Origin of the sequence: Inquilinus sp. CA228, assembly GCF_052078665.1 — a bacterium.
Taxonomy (GTDB): domain Bacteria; phylum Pseudomonadota; class Alphaproteobacteria; order DSM-16000; family Inquilinaceae; genus Inquilinus.
Map to the genome: position 1 here is coordinate 1 of NZ_JBQJIK010000060.1, position 17,619 is coordinate 17,619.

8 protein-coding genes are annotated in these 17,619 nt (G+C 69.5%); 3 read left to right on the forward strand and 5 right to left on the reverse strand.

The window, feature by feature from the left end; all coding sequences use genetic code 11:
* The first annotated feature begins 195 nt into the window (after positions 1-195).
* Positions 196-1,986, forward strand: a complete 1,791-nt coding sequence (locus tag ACTOWL_RS26240) for an adenylate/guanylate cyclase domain-containing protein (RefSeq protein ID WP_441324240.1) — start codon at positions 196-198, stop codon at positions 1,984-1,986.
* Positions 1,987-2,243: 257 nt separating this feature from the next.
* On the opposite strand, the gene ACTOWL_RS26245 is transcribed toward ACTOWL_RS26240, so the two are convergent.
* Positions 2,244-2,885, reverse strand: coding sequence for a hypothetical protein (locus tag ACTOWL_RS26245; protein ID WP_441324241.1), 642 nt, complete (start codon positions 2,883-2,885; stop codon positions 2,244-2,246).
* A gap of 747 nt (positions 2,886-3,632) precedes the next feature.
* Between ACTOWL_RS26245 and ACTOWL_RS26250 the strand changes: the two genes are divergently transcribed.
* A complete protein-coding gene (locus ACTOWL_RS26250) occupies positions 3,633-10,448 on the forward strand; it encodes a hypothetical protein (protein ID WP_441324242.1) in 6,816 nt (2,271 codons plus the stop codon).
* 736 nt (positions 10,449-11,184) lie between these two features.
* On the opposite strand, the gene ACTOWL_RS26255 is transcribed toward ACTOWL_RS26250, so the two are convergent.
* Together ACTOWL_RS26255 and ACTOWL_RS26260 are read right to left on the reverse strand one after the other, a co-directional pair.
* On the reverse strand, positions 11,185-13,371 hold the full coding sequence (locus ACTOWL_RS26255; protein WP_441324243.1) for a molybdopterin cofactor-binding domain-containing protein: 2,187 nt from the start codon (positions 13,369-13,371) through the stop codon (positions 11,185-11,187).
* Positions 13,368-13,874 carry a (2Fe-2S)-binding protein gene (locus tag ACTOWL_RS26260; protein WP_441324244.1) on the reverse strand — a complete coding sequence of 169 codons (507 nt, stop codon included), beginning with the start codon at positions 13,872-13,874 and terminating at the stop codon, positions 13,368-13,370. Before ACTOWL_RS26260 ends, ACTOWL_RS26255 begins: the two co-directional genes overlap by 4 nt.
* A 140-nt stretch (positions 13,875-14,014) precedes the next feature.
* Here ACTOWL_RS26260 and ACTOWL_RS26265 point away from each other — a divergent pair, with 140 nt between their 5' ends.
* The gene (locus ACTOWL_RS26265; RefSeq protein ID WP_441324245.1) at positions 14,015-14,908 is read left to right on the forward strand and encodes a LysR family transcriptional regulator; all 894 of its coding nucleotides are present in this window, start codon (positions 14,015-14,017) and stop codon (positions 14,906-14,908) included.
* On the opposite strand, the gene ACTOWL_RS26270 is transcribed toward ACTOWL_RS26265, so the two are convergent.
* Together ACTOWL_RS26270 and ACTOWL_RS26275 are read right to left on the reverse strand one after the other, a co-directional pair.
* Entirely contained in the window at positions 14,896-17,040 is a 2,145-nt protein-coding gene (locus ACTOWL_RS26270) for a molybdopterin cofactor-binding domain-containing protein (RefSeq protein ID WP_441324246.1), read from the reverse strand. The genes ACTOWL_RS26265 and ACTOWL_RS26270 overlap by 13 nt on opposite strands.
* A 14-nt stretch (positions 17,041-17,054) precedes the next feature.
* Complete coding sequence (locus tag ACTOWL_RS26275) at positions 17,055-17,525, reverse strand: (2Fe-2S)-binding protein (RefSeq protein ID WP_441324247.1); 471 nt, start codon at positions 17,523-17,525, stop codon at positions 17,055-17,057.
* Positions 17,526-17,619: the final 94 nt, after the last annotated feature.

Here is a 17,619-nt window from a genome sequence, read left to right on the forward strand (position 1 = left end):
CAATCCGTCTCCGTCATTCTCGTCAACATCGCCGACCTCCGAACCAGCCGGCATTCCATGAATCACATCGAGTCTCTTGGCGGAATCCTCAAACCGATACCTGAGTCAATTCGTCCACACTGCCTAGTGTCGGCGCACCGGGCTGGATAGAATGGCCGCCGGAATGGCTGCAGCGGAACAGGCGCAATCGTCACCGTGAGCAAAGGGCAGGGCCGCGGATGGGCGATCGCCGCGCTTCTCCCGCTTCTTCTCGGCGGCCTCATCGCGGCGGCGATCCTGCCCGTGATCCTGGTCGGATTCTTCGGATCGCAGGATGTGTCCCGGCGATTGCTGCGCGATCGCACCGACCTGCTGATCGAAGCCGTCGTCACGCCCATCGAGCATCTGTTGACGCCGGTCAGCCAGGAAACGGACAGGGCGGCGGGGCTGGTCGCCGAGGGGCGCATCGACCCGGCGGACATCGATGCCTTCGGGGCGTTCACCGCAGGCCTGGCCGCTTCGACCCCCCAGGTCAGCACGATCGCCGTCATCACGCCTGATGGCGGCCAGCGTCTCTGGCCAGGGGGCGAGCTGGCTCCGCCGGTCGACACGAACGTCCTCGCGATCCGGAAGCGCCTGCTCGACCAGGCGGAGCGCGGAGCCGCCGGGCGGTGGTCGGCGCCGTTCGTGCGCCATTCGGATGGGGCGATCGTGCTGAGCTATCGCGCCCCCATCCGCAGGGACGGGCGGCTTCTCGGCCTTCTGGCCGCCGACGTCTCCGTCGGAAGCCTGTCGTCTTCGCTCGACGGCATCGGCCGAGAGTTCGAGGTGGTGCCCTTCATTCTGGCGGATCGCACCCGCGTGGTGGCCCATCCCGCCATGGCCGCACCGGAGCGGCTGCGGTCCATTGCCGAGGCCGGCGATGTGCCGACGATCGACACGATCGACGACGCCAGCATGGCGGCGATCTGGTCCTCGCCCAATGCACTGACCTCGATCGATCCGCCGCGGCGGGGGACCGCCCATTGGGGACCGGTCGGCGACGCGTATTACACCTACATCTATCGGGATCTTCCGATCCCGGCCGATCTGCCGCTGATCGCCGGCTTCTACCGCAACTCGGCCACCACCGGGCGCGACCGCTGGAGCGGCACGGTCGTCCTCGGCGTCAGCATCGTCCTCCTGATGCTGGCGGTGCTGGCGGCTGCCGTCCTGGGCCGCCGCCTGGCGCGCCCGCTGACCGCGTTCGGAGAGGCGTCGACGGCGATCGCGCAGTTCGACTTCCGGGAGCCGGGGTTGGAGCGCTGGGAGAGGAGCCCGGTCAGCGAGGTGGCGAGCACGGCTGCGGCCATCCGGCGAACGGCCACGGCGGTCCGGTCGTTCGAACGCTATGCGCCCAAGGCCCTGGTTCGCGAGCTGCTGTCCCTGGGCCCGGAAAGCAGCCTGCCGGACAAGCGCGAGATGACCATCCTGTTCCTCGATCTCGAGGGCTACACCCGTTTCGCCGACGGGCGCAGCGCGACGGAGGTCGCGGACTATCTCAATACGATCTTCGGCCGCATCGGGCCGATCGTCGAAGAGGCGGGGGGCACTATCGACAAATACACCGGCGACGGGCTGATGGCCTTCTGGGGCGCGCCGCTGCGGGACGACGATCATGCCCGGCATGCGGTGGCGGGAGCCCGGCGGATCGCCGTGGAACTGGCCGGCTTCATCGACGGGGAGCGGAGCGCCGGCCGCGCCGCCTGCCGGGTCCGGATCGGCCTGCACACGGGCGAGGTCGTGGTCGGCGACCTCGGCTATCCCGGACGGATGAACTACACGGTGGTGGGGGAGACGGCGAACACGGCCAAGCGGACGGAAGCAGCGCTGCGCGGGGTGAGGCCGGAGGCGCCCGTGGTGCTGGGCGTCACCCGAAGCACGATCGAGCGGTCCGGCCTGGAGCAGAGCGGCCGCCCGCTGACGCCGCTCGAGGGCGGCCGGGTCTGGCTGGTCGGTCTGGATTGAGGGAGCCCCGGAGGCGCAAGCATCCCTTCTACTCTCCCCCTCCCCTCGCGGGAGGGGGCAGGGGGAGGGGGTTGGCGCCATCAAGGCCGGGCTGAACTCTGACGCTTCGGCCATGACGGCGAGGCCTGTCCTCCGCGCATTGGCGCGCGGACGCGCGCAGACCCCTCCCCCAACCCCCTCCCGCAAGGGGAGGGGGAGTGTGGAAGGCTGCGTTCGCGAATGCTGAAGGTTGGTGAAGCGGGTGGGTTCGCCGGCGGTCACCCCGTATCCGGCGGCCTGGGCTTGCGGCCGCCGGCTGAGCCGGGCTTGGGCGGATCCTCAGGCGGATCGTCCTCGCCGTCCTGCGGCGGTATGAAGCCCAGCTCCTCCATGGCCACGTCGGCCATCTCCAGCCAGCGCTCCACTTGCACCGGGAAGCCCCAGCGCCGGCACAACGCCGCCACCGCGACCGGCGCCCGGCTGGCCTCGATCAGCTCCAGCACCTCGGGCCGCTCCAGCTGCTCGCGCACCTCGGTGACGCGGCGGTCGATCTCCTCATTGTCCTCGGACACCTCGTAGGCCGCCGCCAGCATCGCCAGCTTCACCCGCAGATCGTGAAAATCCTCCTGCGCCGCCTCCCGCTTCGCCGCGGCCTTGCGACGCTCGTCGACCTGCTGCGACAGCTTGTCCTTGAGCAGCAGGGTCAGCCGCACCGAGCGCGCGACGGTGGCGATCCGCTGGCAATAGTCAACGCCGGGCTGCGGTGCTTGCAACGCCTCCTGCTGCGTCGCCCGGGCGATCGACATCTGGATCTCGACCAGCTCCGCCAGCACGCGCAGATCCGCGGCCCGCTCCTCCTGGGGAGCGGCCGGGGCTTCCGGGATCGAATCGGTCTGCGCGGTGTCCATAGAACGTAGCATGAACATGATCGCAGATTAATACAAGAGAACAATGTGTTAACAGCCGATCGCACCAACCGGCGAGGTGTTGCCCCGAAGCGGTTCTTTTTTGTTCCCCCTCCCCTTGCGGGAGGGGGCAGGGGGAGGGGTCTGCGCGCGTCCGCGCGCGAATGCGCAGGAACAGGTCCCAGGTCGGAGCCGGATCGCCAGAGTCCAGGCCAGTCTTGGCGGCAAAAACCCCCTCCCCCTACCCCCTCCCGCGAGGGGAGGGGGGACTCTTTTCTCTTTCGGTCGATGCCGTTACTGGTCCCCAAAATGGCCCGAGAGACATTCTGAAGAAATCCCGCTTGCGGGACCTTTTCGGAACAGCAATCCATCCCTTTGCCGTCATTCCCGCGAAAGCGGGAATCTCTGTCCGGTCAAAGCGTGACGAGATCCCCGCTTTCGCGGGGATGACGGGTTGGGGGATTCTGAAAAGTCCCGCAAGCGGAAGAGGGCGGAAACGCCCGTCATTCCGTTTGTTCTTCGGCGCCGGCATGATTCAGCCTGAAACGATCACGCCCCCCGTCATTGAGTTTGCGAATCTTGCTTGTGGGTCTCGCAGCTCGCGAATAGGATGCTATGCATTCGACGGATGGGGACGCCCGTCGCGGCCAAGTAATTCAGTTCCGGATATCGAGACCCCCGATAGTTTTCCGATCTTTTGCGCGCTGTCGAAACATGGCCCTGGACGCGGTGGCCGGCGGTGAATTCGAGTTGGGGGGTGTGATGACGCGACTGTCTTCCTGGTATGTCCGCTCGACCGCAGCACTGCCGGTCGCCGAGATTTCCGCGGCCGAGGCATGGGCCCGGCCCGCGACACCGCCGACCGGGCGGGTGGCGATGCAGGGCTGGTCGACCCCCGCCTCGCGAAGCCTCCTCGCCGGGCTGCTCGGCAGCGCGGCGTGGCTCGCCTTGCCGGTCCAGGCCACGGCGCAGAGCTGCAGCTTGCAGAACGGCGTCTATACCTGCACCATCCCGCAAGGAACCTCTACGTCTACCATCCACGCGACGGCACCGCACGACGGCCCGAATGCCGCGGAGCCTTCGCCCATGGCGGTGACGTCCCAGGGCGACCTGCAGATCGCGGTGTCGTCCAGCCAGACGGTCGGGCTGTTGCTCTCTGCCGCCGGGAATGATGACGGAGGCAATACCGGCGGGAACACCCAGGGGATCGACCTCACCAATTCGGGATCGATCACCTTGTCGGAAAATGCGTCGTCGATCGACCTGACCGTCGACGCCATCTTCGTGCGGCAGGAGGCCGGATCGGGCAATCCCGGCGGCTCCAGCGTCAGCGTGTCCGGCAGCAGCGTCCAGGCAGGGATCACCATCGACAACTCCGGCCAGATCACCCTGAACCTGTCGACCCTCCAGGGGCAGGGCGGAGCGGCGATCTGGGCGGAGGACATCGGCGGCGCCGGATTCTCGAACCAGGGCAGCAGCGGCGGGGATTCCGCAAGCGTGAGCATCGTGAACAGCGGCACGATCTTCGCCTCGCTGGCAGGTCAGGGCGGCTTCGTCGGAATCGGGGCCATCAGCCGCGGCGGAGCTGGCGGCAGCGGCGGCTCGGGCTCGAACGGCGGAGCCGCCGGTACTGCCACCATAACCAACAGCGCGGCGGTCGCGGTCGACTGGGCCTGGCAGAACGATCCCCAAGGCAACGATGGTGTCTTTGGCATCGCGGCGTGGTCCGAGGGCGGGGGCACCAGCAACAATAGCGGCGGCGCCGGTGGTGGAGGGGGGGCCGCAGGGCAGGCGAGCGTCAACCTCTCCGGCGATGTGAGCCTCACCGTGACCGGGACGCCCCCGAGTTCCTCCTCCCAAGAGATCCTGAGCGCCGGGGTCGCGGCGGTGAGCGAGGGCGGCGACGGTGGGGATGGGAACGACGTGGACCCCGACGGCGGCAATGGCGGCGGCGGCGGGACTGCCGGAGGCGCCGACATCGCCGTGGCCGCGCCCGGCTCGGCCCCCGTCTCCGTAACGACAGCAGGCCCGACCTCGCCAGGGCTCCTTGCGGGCAGTCTCGGCGGCACTGGCGGCGACGGGGGCCAAGGCAGCACCAGCTTCGGCGGGGTCGCCGAGGGCGGCCAGGGCGGCACGGGCGGAGCCGGCGGCGACATTTCCGTCGGCCTGACGGGCGGCTCCATAGCGACGACAGGCGCTTCCTCCCCGGGCATCGTCGCCTACTCGGAGGGAGGCATCGGGGGTGACGGCGGAATGGCTATAGCCTCCTTCGGCAAAGCGATCACCGGAGACGGTGGGGATGGCGGCGACGCGGGCGACGTGTCGGTGACGCTCGACAGCGCCTCCGGGATCCAGACGTCCAGTACGGACTCCGTCGGCATCCTGGCGCAGAGCCTCAGCGCCTCGGGCGGTGATGCCGGCGGCGGGTCCGGTGGTGGCGGCGGCGGCGGCCAAGGCGGGGCCAGCGGCGATGCGGGCAATGTGACGGTCACGAACGGCGGTTCGATCACCACGGAAGGGACGACGGCCCGCGGCATCCTCGTGCAATCGATGGCGGGGGCTGGCGGCTCGGGAGGATCGGCCTGGGGCCTGATCCACGGCGGCGGCGGCTCGGGCGGCTCGGCCGGCACCACCGGCAATGTGAGCGTGACCAACAACGGGTCGATCGTCACCGGCGGGTCGAACGCCGAGGCTGTCCTGCTGCAGGCGATCGGCGGCGGCGGCGGCGCCGGTGGGCAGGGATCGGGCCCGATCTCCTCGGTCGGCGGCAACGGCGACGTGGCCGGCAACGGGGGCACCGTCGATTTCACCGCCGGGGACGGCAGCAGCATCGCGACGAGCGGCTTCGCCACGATCGGCGTGCTGGGCCAGTCGATCGGCGGCGGCGGCGGCGATGGCGGCGGCGCGAAGGGTGGTGTCGCCACCGTGGGTGGGTCAGGCGCCGCGGGCGGCGCCGGCGGGGCCGTGACCGGGACGTTCGGCGCCGGCGCGAACGTCGTCGGCACGACCGGCGATTTCTCGCCTGCCATCGTCATGCAATCGATCGGCGGCGGCGGCGGCAACGCCGGCAATGCCGCCGCCGGGCAGCTGTTCGCGTCGGTCGTCATCGGCGGCTCGGGCGGCGGCGGCAACACCGGCGGGTCGGTCACCATCGACACCAATGGGGCGACGATCACGACCAGCGGGTCGAAGTCGCCCGGGCTCGTCGCCCAGTCGATCGGCGGCGGCGGCGGGACCGGCGGCGGGGCGTTCGCCGGGTCGGTGGGGCCGGGATTTTCGGGCTCGGTCGCCGTGGGCGGCACGGGGGGCTCGGGTGGAGCCAGTGGCCTGGCTGCGGTCACGGTGGTCGGCGGCACGATCGCGACGGGCCAGGACTCACTGCTGCTGACCGGTCAGGGGTCCAGCCAGAGTGCCTGCCCCTCGTCGCCCTGCAACACGCTCCCGGTCGACGCCTATGGGGTCGTGGTCCAGAGCATCGGCGGCGGGGGCGGCCATGGCGGCTCGGCGACGGCGAAATCCATCGCGATCGCAGTCCCCACCCCCGACGAGGGCGGACAGAACTCACTGGCCGTCTCCGTCGCGGTCGGCGGGGCGGGCGGCTCCGGGGCCGCGTCCGGCAACGGGGGCGATGCCGCACAGTTTTCCCTGTCGAATGGCGGGGCGATCACGACCAGCGGCCAGGGCTCGACGGCCGTGCTGCTGCAGTCGATCGGCGGCGGCGGCGGGGCGGGCGGCGATTCCTCCGCAATGTCCGCGGTGCTGGGATACGACCTGACGCCGGTGCCTGACAATCCGTCGACACTCGGCACGACGATAAACGTCAAGGTCGGGGGCACCGGCGGCCCCGGCGGTGCGGGCGGTGACGTCCAGGCGGCGATCGGCGGCACGGTCACGGGCAGCGTGATCTCTCAGGATCCGACCGGCAGCAACCCGACCTCCATCGTGACCTTCGGCGACTATGCGGACGGGCTCAAGGCGCAATCGATCGGCGGCGGCGGCGGCGATTCCGGCATCGGCAGCGGCAACACGCAGTCGTTCGGCACCGGGAACACCGCGTCGGTCAACGTCACGCTGGGCTCGCAGGGCGGGAACGGCGGCAATGGCGGTGACGTCACGGCCTTTCTCTACGGCGGATCGAGCGGCATCACGACCTACGGCTCGGGGGCGATCGGGCTGCTGGCGCATTCGATCGGCGGCGGCGGCGGCTCGTCCCAGGGCGGCTCCGTCAGCGCGGCGCAGTCGTACTCGGTGGGCGAGAAGGGGACCGTCAAGCCGAGCGTGACATTCAGCCTCGGTGCCACCGGCACCGGCGGCGGAAACGGCGGCGATGTCACGGTCGCCGTGACAGCCCCGATCGCGACCCATGGCGGCGATGCGACCGGCATTCTGGCGCAGTCGATCGGCGGCGGCGGCGGGCTTGGCGGCTCGGCCGGGTCCGACGCTTCGCCCGACAACCCGGTCATCGCCGCACTGAAGGGGCGCGAGGCGCAGAGCGAGATCGAGGGCTATCTCAACAGCGGTTCGATTCCGCAGATCGATATCGGCTTGTCCCTCTCCCTCGGCGGCACCGGGGGGACGGGCGGCACGGGTGGATCGGTCACGGTGTACCCCGCCGCGTCGATCACGACGCTAGGGGATTGGGCCAACGGCGTCGTCGCGCAGTCGATCGGCGGCGGCGGCGGCAAGGGCGGCACCGCGGCCGCGCACGGCACCGGCGGGTTTCCCGAGATATCGGTCAACCTCGATATGCTCGTCGGCGGCAACGGCGGCGACGGTGGTGACGGCGGCGACGTGATCGTCCAGCAGGGCAGCGGCGAGACGACCATCAGCACCGCGGGGTTCGGCGCCGCCGGTGTGATCGCCCAGAGCATCGGCGGTGGCGGAGGCATCGGCGCCGACGGCTCGGACAGCGCGGTCGGCAATCTCAGATTGGGCTGGAATTTGGACCACGGCGGCGACAGCAATGGCGGCACGGTGGTGCTGAACTTCGGGCAGGGCAACGCCATGACGATTGCCACCAACGTCGACACGGCCAACGGCGACGCGGCCGACGGCATCGTCCTGCAATCGATCGGCGGCGGCGGCGGGATTGTGGGCGCCGGCAGCCACTACTTCGAATCCGGCTTTCAACAGTCCGGCACCCTGCAATTCCACGCCGGCCAGGGCCAGGCCACCAGCGGCGACGGCGGCTCGGTCACTCTCGAACCTGTCGGGGGACCGGCGCCCCTCACGATCAGCACGACCGGCAATAATTCCTACGGCATCCTGGCACAGAGCATCGGCGGCAGCGGCGGGAGCATCATCAGCCAGCCGAGCGGCCAGATCACGATCAACGCCGACAATATCGGGCTCGGGGGTGGGGGGGCCAGCGGCGGTGGCGGACCCGTCAGCATCACCCTCGACAATCAGAGCAGCATCTCGACGACAGGCGTCGGGGCGCACGGCGTCGTGGCGCAGTCGGTCGGCGGCGGCGGCGGGCTCATCCGCGTCGTCAACCAATCCAGCGACACTCCGGAAGTGACCACGGACTTGTCGCCCCTCGCGTACCACTCGTCCAGTGGGACCGGCGGAGCCGTATCCGTCGAGACCGATGGCGCGATCAGCGTCACCGGCGCGGGGGCGATCGGCATCCTTGCGCAAAGCGTCGGCGGCGCCGGGGGGATCGTCAGCATCGGCGACACGATCTACGCCGGTTCACCTTATACCTCGGCCGCCGGTGGGGCCGTCACCGTCACCGTGGATGGTACGGTGTCGGCCACCGGCACGAACGGGATCGGCATCTTCGCACAAAGCGCGGGCTCCTCCGACAGCGGGCCGGTCAACATCAACGTCTCCGGCACCGTTGTCGGCGGGACGACGAAGAGCAGCGGTCAAACGGCGGCGCCCCTCGGTGCGAACGCCGACGCCGCGGGCGCATCCGGCGGCACGGCCATTCGGCTCGACACGCCCGCCGCCGGCAAGGTGACTGTGGGCTCGGTGGGCTTGATCACCACGGTGTCCGGGACAGACGGCACGGCCATCCGGGCGTCGGGGGGCGGACATGCCGATGTCACCAGCGACGGCACCGTCACCGGCTCGCTGTTCCACAATGGCGGCCTGTTCGCCAATCGCGGCACCTACAACTCCGGCGCCGAGGTGCAGGGCCGCGTGCTCAACAGCGGCACCGTCAATCTCGGCATGCCGGGCGAGCTGCGGGCCACCCATGTCACCGGCGACTTCACCCAGACCGGTGAGGGCCGGCTGGGCGTGACCGTCGACTCGCTCAACAAGGCGGCCGACCACCTGCAGGTCGACGGCACGGCGACGCTGGACGGCAAGATCGTGCCGACGGTGCTGACGCTGCTGCCGGGCGCGTTGCCGGTGGTGACCGCGGGGCACCTCACCTCCACCGCCGACGGGCTGGACGCGCTGCTGTTCCATTGGGACACGGCGCAGTCCGGCAATACCCTGACGCTGGCGCCGCGGTCGGACTTCAAGCCCGGCGACGTGGCGCTGAACGACAGCCAGTCCTCGCTCGCCGGCTATTACGGCCGGGCCTGGACCAATGGCGACAAGGCCTTCGCCACCCGCTTCGCCCAGCTGTCGACGATCAACGACCGCAGCGACTACAAGGCAGCGCTCGACGCCTGGTCCAGCAAGGCGGCGCATGCCCAGTCGATCGCCCTGGCCAATTCGGCCGGCACCATCCTGGGGGCGGCGATGAGCTGCCCGGTCTTCATCGACGACACCGTGCTGCTGGGCGAGGACAACTGCGCCTGGGCCAAGGTCACCGGGCGCTGGACCGACCAGTCCTCCACCAGCGACACCCAGGGCTACTACGTCTCGGGCACGACCTACCGGATCGGCGCCCAGCACGAGATCGCCCCGGACTGGTATCTCGGCGCCTCCTTCGGCTTCGGCCAGAGCTGGGCGACCATGGATGGCGGCTCCTCCGGCAACGGCGACACCTATGACGGGTCGGTCACGGTCAAGCGGGTCATGGGGCCGTGGCAGTTCGCCGGGTCGGTCGCCTTCGCCGGCGGCTCGTTCCACACCGACCGGCGGGTCGACATCCCCGGCATCGCCGGCGAGACGCTGAAGAGCGACCCGAGCATCTTCCTGGCCGGCGGCCGGTTGCGCGCCGCCTATGAGGTCGCCTTCGACGACTGGTACATCCGGCCTTATGGCGACCTCGACGTGGTCTACACCGACCTGCCCGGCTTCGAGGAGAAGGGCGACGACCTCTACGCGCTGGATGTGCGCGGCAGCAGCAAGACCAGCGTGGCGCTGTCGCCGATGGTGGAGTTCGGCGGGCGGCTGGACCTGGATCCGGAGACCGCGCTGCGGGCCTATGTCGCCTTCGGCATGAGCTACCTGCCGGACAACAGCCGGACGATCCATTCCAGCTTCGCCGGGGCGTCCTCGGCGAACGGCACCTTCAGCGACCAGATCGACTCGCCGGAGGTGCTGGGCCGGATCGATGTCGGGCTGCAGCTGTTCCGGGCCGGCGGCTTCGAGCTGAAGGGCGAGTACACGGCCGATATCGGCGGCTCGTTCCTCAGCCAGTCCGCCAGCGCCCGCGCCGCCTATCACTTCTGACGGCGAGACAGCAAAGCCATCGACCGAAAGTGAAAAGAGTCCCCACTCCCCTCGCGGGCTACGGCATTCACCCATCTCATCCGCACGCCCGCCGAGTCCTGTTGTCCGACCTCTCCCGCAAGCGGGAGAGGCAATCTGTTCGCCTACCTGCAGTCGGTCTCACTGATCGATGTGCGAATGCCGTAGCCCTCGCGGGAGGGGGGTAGGGGGAGGGGGTTTTCGCCGTCAAGATCGGCCTGGACTCTGGCGATCCGGCTCTGATCGCGGGACCTGTTCTCTGCCCATTCGCGCGCGGACGCGCGCAGACCCTCCCCCTTGCCCCCTCCCGCAAGGGGAGGGGGGACTAAAAAGGAAGGGGCTTCGGCTATTTTGAAAAGGTCCTGTTTGCGGAAGACAAAAAAGAAAGGGCTACAGCTATTTTTCAAAAGGTCCCGCTTGAGGGGGACTAAAAAGGAACGGGCTTCAACTGTTTTGAAAAGGTCTCGCTTGCAGATTTTTTCAGAATCCCCAACACCGTCATTGCGAGCGCAGCGAAGCAATCCAGGGCCGCTTGGCGTGGCCTCTGGATTGCTTCGTCGGCTTCGCCCCCTCGCAATGACGGCGAGGGATAGGCGTCGTGAAAAGGTCCCGACAGGCGGGAGAGGCAACATGACGACGGCCGACGTCCTTTCAGTCCCCGCCGAAATACGCTGACGTGACCCGACCCCAATTCATTCCGCTCTGAACTCATCCCGATCTAGCCAGGCCACAGCTTGTGGGCCTTCAGCGGCAGGGTGCGGATGCGCTTTCCCGTCGCGGCGAACACCGCATTGGCCAGGGCGGCTGCCACCGGCGGCAGCCCGGTCTCGCCGATGCCGCCCCAGCGGTCGCTGTAGCGGTCACCGCTCGGCACGATCGCGGTCTCGACCGGCGGGACCTCGTCGATGCGCAGGATGGTGTAGTCGTGGAAGTTGCTCTGCTCCGGCCGGCCGTCCTTGAAGGTGATCTCGCCGCTCAGCGCCGCCGACAGGCCCTGGATGATCGCGCTCTCGATCTGGGCCGTGATCGTGTCCGGATTGATGGCGTAACCCGGATCCACGGCGCAGACGACCCGATGCAGCTTGATCGTGCCGTCGGTCCCGACCGAGATCTCGACCACCTGGGCGCAGACCGAGCCGTCGCCTTCGATCACGGCGATGCCCTGGTGAATGCCGTCCGGCGCCTGGCCCCAGCCCGCCCGCCGCGCCGCCTCGTCCAGCACGGCCAGCGTGCGCGGCGCCCCGGCCAGCAGCGTGCGCCGGAACTGGTAGGGGTCCTGGCCAGAGGCCTGGGCCATCTCGTCGACGAAGGCCTCGCGGAAGTAGCCGTTCTGGGACAGGTTCACGCCGCGCCAGAAGCCGACCGGGATGGCGGTGGTCCGTATCACGCTGCCGGATTCGAAGTTCGGCACGTCGTACAGCATGTCGTCGTCGTGGAAGCCGTCCGTCATCGCCATGTCCTGGCCGTCGCGCAGCCATTGCGGCGACAGCGTCGCGGCGATCGAGGAGCCGCAGACCCGGACCCGCCAGGCGACCAGCCGCCCCAGGGCGTCGAAGCCGGCGACATGGCGGGCCGCGACCATCGGCCGGTAGTAGTCGTGGGTGATGTCCTCCTCGCGGCTCCACACCACCTTCACCGGCAGCCCCACGGCCTTGCCGATCAGCGCCGCCTGCCGGGCCCAGTCCTGGGCGATGCCGCGGCGCCCGAAGCCGCCGCCGAGCTGGCGCTTGTGCACGATCACCTGGGACGGGTCGAGCTTCAGCGTCCCGGCGACGGCGCGCAGCGTGCCTTCGCCGTTCTGCGTCGGCGCCCAGATCTCGGCCCGGTCCGCCGTCACATGGGCGGTGCAGGTCTGCGGCTCCATGGTGCCATGGGCGAGGTAGGGCGCGCGGTAGACCGCCTCGATGCGGGTGACGGCCGAGGCGAGGGCGGCATCGACGTCGCCGCGCCGCAGCGCGAATTTGGCGTCGCCGTCGGCGTCGAGGCCCTGCTCGAACATCTGCTGCAGGGCGTCGGTCGACAGCCCGGCGCCGCCGCTCTCGTCCCAGGTCACCGGCAAGGCATCCAGCGCGGTCTTGGCCTGCCACCAGGATGCGGCCACCACGGCGACCGCGGAGTCCCCGACCGGCACGACGCTGTGCACGCCGGGCATCGCCTGCACGGTGCCGGCGTCGAAGCCCTTCAGCTTGCCGCCATAGGCCGGGCAGGCGCTGACCGCCGCATACAGCATGCCCGGCAGGCGCATGTCGCTGGCGTAGATCGGCTGGCCCATGGTCTTTTCCACCGTGTCCAGGCGGCGGACCGGCGTGCCGATCAGATGCCAGGCCTCAGGCGGCTTCAGCGTCACCTCGGCCGGGACCGGGCGGCGGGACGCGGCCTCGGCGATCTCGCCGTAGCGCAGGGTCCGGCCGGTCCCGGCATGGCTGACCACACTGTCCTTGGCGCTGCAGTCCTCGACCGGGACGCCCCAGCGGCCGGCCGCCTCCGCCAGCAGCATCGACCGCGCTTGCGCCCCGGCCTTGCGCAGCATCTCCTGCGAGTTGCGGACCGAGTTGCTGTTCGAGGTCACCATGTCGCCCCAGGGCTTGCCCCGGGCCAGGTTCTCGGCGGCGCCGATATATTCCGTCCGCACCCGCGACCAGTCGCATTCCAGCTCTTCCGCCACCAGCATGGCCAGGGCCGTGGCGATGCCCTGGCCCATCTCCGAGCGGGCGATGCGGATGACCGTGGTGTCGTCGGGCTCGATCACCACCCAGGCCGTCACCTCCGGCGCGCCTGCGATGGCGTCGAGGTCGGGCTGGGCCAGCGCGGCGCCGGGGCGGAGGCCGAGCACAAGCCCGCCGCCGAGGGCGCTGATGCCGAAGACGAAGCCGCGGCGCGAGATCACGGGCTGCATGATGGTCATGGCCGGGCCTGCGGCTCGGCCGGCGCGGCGTCGGCCCGCCGGCCGGCATCGCCGCCGGCCGCGGCGGCCTGGTGGATGGCGGCGCGGATCCGCGGATAGGTGCCGCAGCGGCACAGATTGCCCGACATCGCCGTGTCGATATCGGCATCGGTCGGGCTGGGGGTGGTGGCCAGCAGCGCCGCCGCCTGCATGATCTGCCCGGACTGACAGTAGCCGCATTGCGGCACGCCGATCGCGATCCAGGCGGCCTGCAGCGGGTGCGGACCGCCGGCGCCCAGCCCCTCGATGGTCAGGACCGAGGCGCCGCCCAGATCGGCCATGGTGACGCTGCAGGACCGGGTGGCCTCGCCGCCGACATGGACGGTGCAGCAGCCGCACAGCCCGGCGCCGCAGCCGAAGCGGGTGCCCATCAGGCCGATCTCGTCGCGCAGGAACCAGAGCAGGGGCGTGCCGGGATCGCCGTCGAAGCGGTGCGGGCTGCCGTTGACCGTGAGCTCGATCATGGGGGGCGTCACTTCGCAGTCGTGGAACAGCCGGTGCCTGAAGGCGCCAGCGTCCCAAGGATGGGGAGGGGTCTGATCGGCGTCCAATCGGAATCTCGCGATCTGTGATAAGGAATGGCTATCACAAGAGGAGAGGCCCGATGGATGTGCGGTCGCTGGAATGCTTTGCCGTGGTGGCGGAGGAGCTGCATTTCCGGCGCGCCGCGGCCCGGCTCAACCTGACCCAGCCGTCGCTGAGCGGGCGCATCCAGGCGCTCGAGGCCGAGGTCGGCGTGACCCTGCTGGAGCGGAACCGGCGCCAAGTCCTGCTCACCGATGCGGGCCGCAGTTTCCTCGACCATGCCCGGGTCGCGGTGCGCAGCGCCAGGGACGCGATGGCGGGCGCGCGCCGGGCCGCGGCCGGCGAGATCGGGCGCCTGCGCTTCGGCTTCACGGCGCTGACCTCCTATGTCGGGATGCCCGAGCTAGTGCAGCGCTTCCGGTCCGCCTTCCCCGAGGTCGCGATCGATCTCGTGCAGGCCGAGACGGCGCGGCTGGAGGCCGGGCTGCTGGCGGAGGAGATCGACATCGCGCTGCTGCACCCGCCGCTTTCGGCCCCGGGCCTGGCGCAGCGGGATCTCGGCGCGGACGAGCTGGTCCTGGCGATCCCGATGTCGAATGAGCTGTCCCGGCTGGAAGCGGTTCCACCGCACCGCCTGGCCGGCCAGCCCTTCCTGATCGGCCCTCGTTCCATCGGGCCGCATCTCTACGATCAGATCATCCTGCTCTGCCGGCAGGCCGGCTTCAGCCCGAACATCGTCCAGGAGCTTGCGTCGATGACCACCCTGATCGGCCTGGCCGCGGCCGGGGTCGGCTGCGGCTTCGTCGCCGGATCGCTGCAGGTCATCCAGCGGCCCGGCGTCGCCTACCGGCCCCTGTCGGGCGTCCGGGCACCCAGCCTGCCCACCGCGCTGGCCTGGCGGGACGGCGCCTTGTCCGCGCCCGGCCGCCGGTTCCTCGAGCTGGCCTCGGCCGAACGGCCTCAGATAGCCTGAAAGCTGTGGTTCTTGACCGGCAGGTCGCGAATCCGTTGGCCGGTGGCCGCAAAGATGGCGTTGAGGACGGCCGGCGCGGCAACACTGATCACAGGCTCGCCGGCGCCGCCCCAGAAGCCGCCGGACGGCACGATCACGGTTTCCGCCAGCGGCATGTCTGCCAGACGCATGACCTCGTAGTCGTGATAGTTGGTCTGCTCGATCGCACCGTTGGCGACCGTGCATTCGCCGTAGAGGCAGGCGGAGAGGCCGAAGGCGAGGCAGCCTTCGGTCTGTCGCCTCACAAGTTCGGGGTTGACCACATAACCGGGGTCGATCGCGGCCACGACGCGATGGATCTTGAGGCGGCCGTCCGCGACCGACACTTCCGCGACCGCGGCGATGTAGCTGCCGTAGCCCATCGCGACGGCCAGGCCTCGATGCACGCCCGGGGGCGGCCGGGTCGACCATCCCGCCCGTTCCGCGGCCGCCGTCAGAACGGCGAGATGCTTCGGGTGCTCGCGCAAAAGCTCCTGACGGAAGACCAGCGGGTCCTTGCCGGCCGCGTGCGCGACCTCGTCGAGGAAGCATTCCACGTAGATGGTGTTCTGGTTGAGGTGAACCCCCCGCCAGGAACCGGGCGTCACGGCCGGCTGGCAGATGACGTGGTCGATCAGGAGGTTCGGGATCGAGTAGCCGAATGTCTCCTCGGTCAGGCCGTGAAACACGTGCGGGTCGCCCGTGCCGCCGTTGACCAGCCGGTGCGGCGCCCATCTGGCGCGGATGGACTGGCCAGCGATGCGCATGTGCAGCGCGGTCAGATGGCCTTGCGCGTCCAATGCCGCGGTCAATCTGGACTTGGTGATCGGGTGATAGGCGTCATGCGTCATGTCCTCTTCGCGCGACCAGATCAGCTTGATCGGCGTGCCCGGAACCTGTTTGGCGATCAGGACGGCTTGCCGCACGAAATCGGTGTAGAGACGCCGTCCGAAGCCCCCGCCGAGATGCAGCCGGTAGACTTCGCACTGCTCGCGCGGGAGCCCGCTCGCGGACGCCGTTTCCTCGAGGCTCGCCGTCGTGTTCTGCGTCGGAGCCCAGACCTCGCATCTGTCGGGGGTGTAGAGCGCGGTCGCGTTGAGCGGCTCCATGGCGGCATGCGCCTGGTAAGGGTAGCTGTAGGTCGCGGTGACGGTCCGGGCCGCATGGGCGAGCGTCGAGCGCGCATCGCCGATCTCGTGGCCGGCAAATCCTTCCTCGCGGGCCAGGCCCGCGTCGATCATCGCGGCAATCGACGCGCTGCTGAGGTCACGGTTCGGTCCGGGATCCCATTCGATCGGCAACGCCTCGATGGCGGTTTTCGCCTGCCACCAACTATCGGCAACGACCGCGACCGTGGCGTCGTCGATCTGCAGCACATGACGGACACCCGACATTTTTGCCACCGCCGTGGCATCGAAGCTCTCGACCCGGCCGCCGAAGGTGGGGCAGGCGCGAACCGCTGCGTTCAGCATGCCCGGCAAGGTGAAGTCGACGCCGAAGATCTGCTTTCCGGTCAGCTTGTCGGCGGTGTCGATCCGACGCACGGACGTGCCGATGAGACGCCATTCGCTCGGCTCCTTGAGCCTGACATCGTTTGGAACGGGCATGGCGGCGGCGAGCCTGGCGACTTTGCCGTAGGTTGTCGTGCGATCGGATGCGCGGATCTCGCCACGGGACACGGTGCACAGGCCGGGGTCGACGCCCCAACTCTTCGCAGCTGCGGCGACAAGCATGAGCCTCGCGGTGGCTCCGGCCTGGCGCAGCTCCTGATGCGTTTCCCGGATCGAGCCGCTTCCGCCCGTGCTGAGATCGCCCCAGGCGTTGCCGCGGGCGATGTTTCGGGCCGGCAGGGCGTATTCGGTCCTGATGCGCGACCAGTCGCACTCCAGCTCCTCCGCCACCAGCTGCGCGAGACCGGTCAGGCTGCCCTGGCCCATCTCCGACTTGGCCATCCGAAGGACGACCGTCTCGTCGGGCTGAATGACGATCCAGGCGTTCACCTCGTCAGCAGCTGCCGTATCGGACTGTGCGCCGGCGACGCTGAAGCCCAGGCTGAAGCTGCCGGCGGCCGCGGCGGAACCGACGATGAAGCCACGGCGGGACAGGGTGATCATTGTCGTTTCCTCCCTCAGCCGCGGTTGGCAGGGCTGCCGTTGCGGGCGGCAAGCTTGATGGCGTCCCGGACGCGGTTATAGGTGCCGCAGCGGCAGATGTTGGTGATGCCTGCCGCAATATCCTCGTCGGACGGTTGTGCGTTCTCTTTGAGGAGCCCGGCTGCCGCCATGATCATTCCGGATTGGCAGTAGCCGCATTGCGGAACCTCCAGCTCCGCCCAGGCGCGCTGCACCGGATGCGAGGCGTCCGTCGACAGGCCCTCGATCGTCACGATGCGCTGGGTCTCCTTGATGGCGGAGACCGGCAGAACGCAGGAGCGCGTCGCGACGCCGTCGATCTGGACAGTGCAGGCGCCGCATTGAGCCATTCCGCAACCGTACTTCGTCCCGGTCAGCCGCAGGTCCTCGCGCAACACCCAGAGCAATGGCTTTTCTGCCTCGACCTCGACAACCCGATCCGTTCCATTGACGTTGAGTCGTTGCATTCTGTGATCTCCCCCGGCGTCTTGGCCACGACAGCGATGCTGTTCAGCGGCGAGATCGGAGCTTAGGCGCGGGCGTCTCTACAGGTTTGCCAAG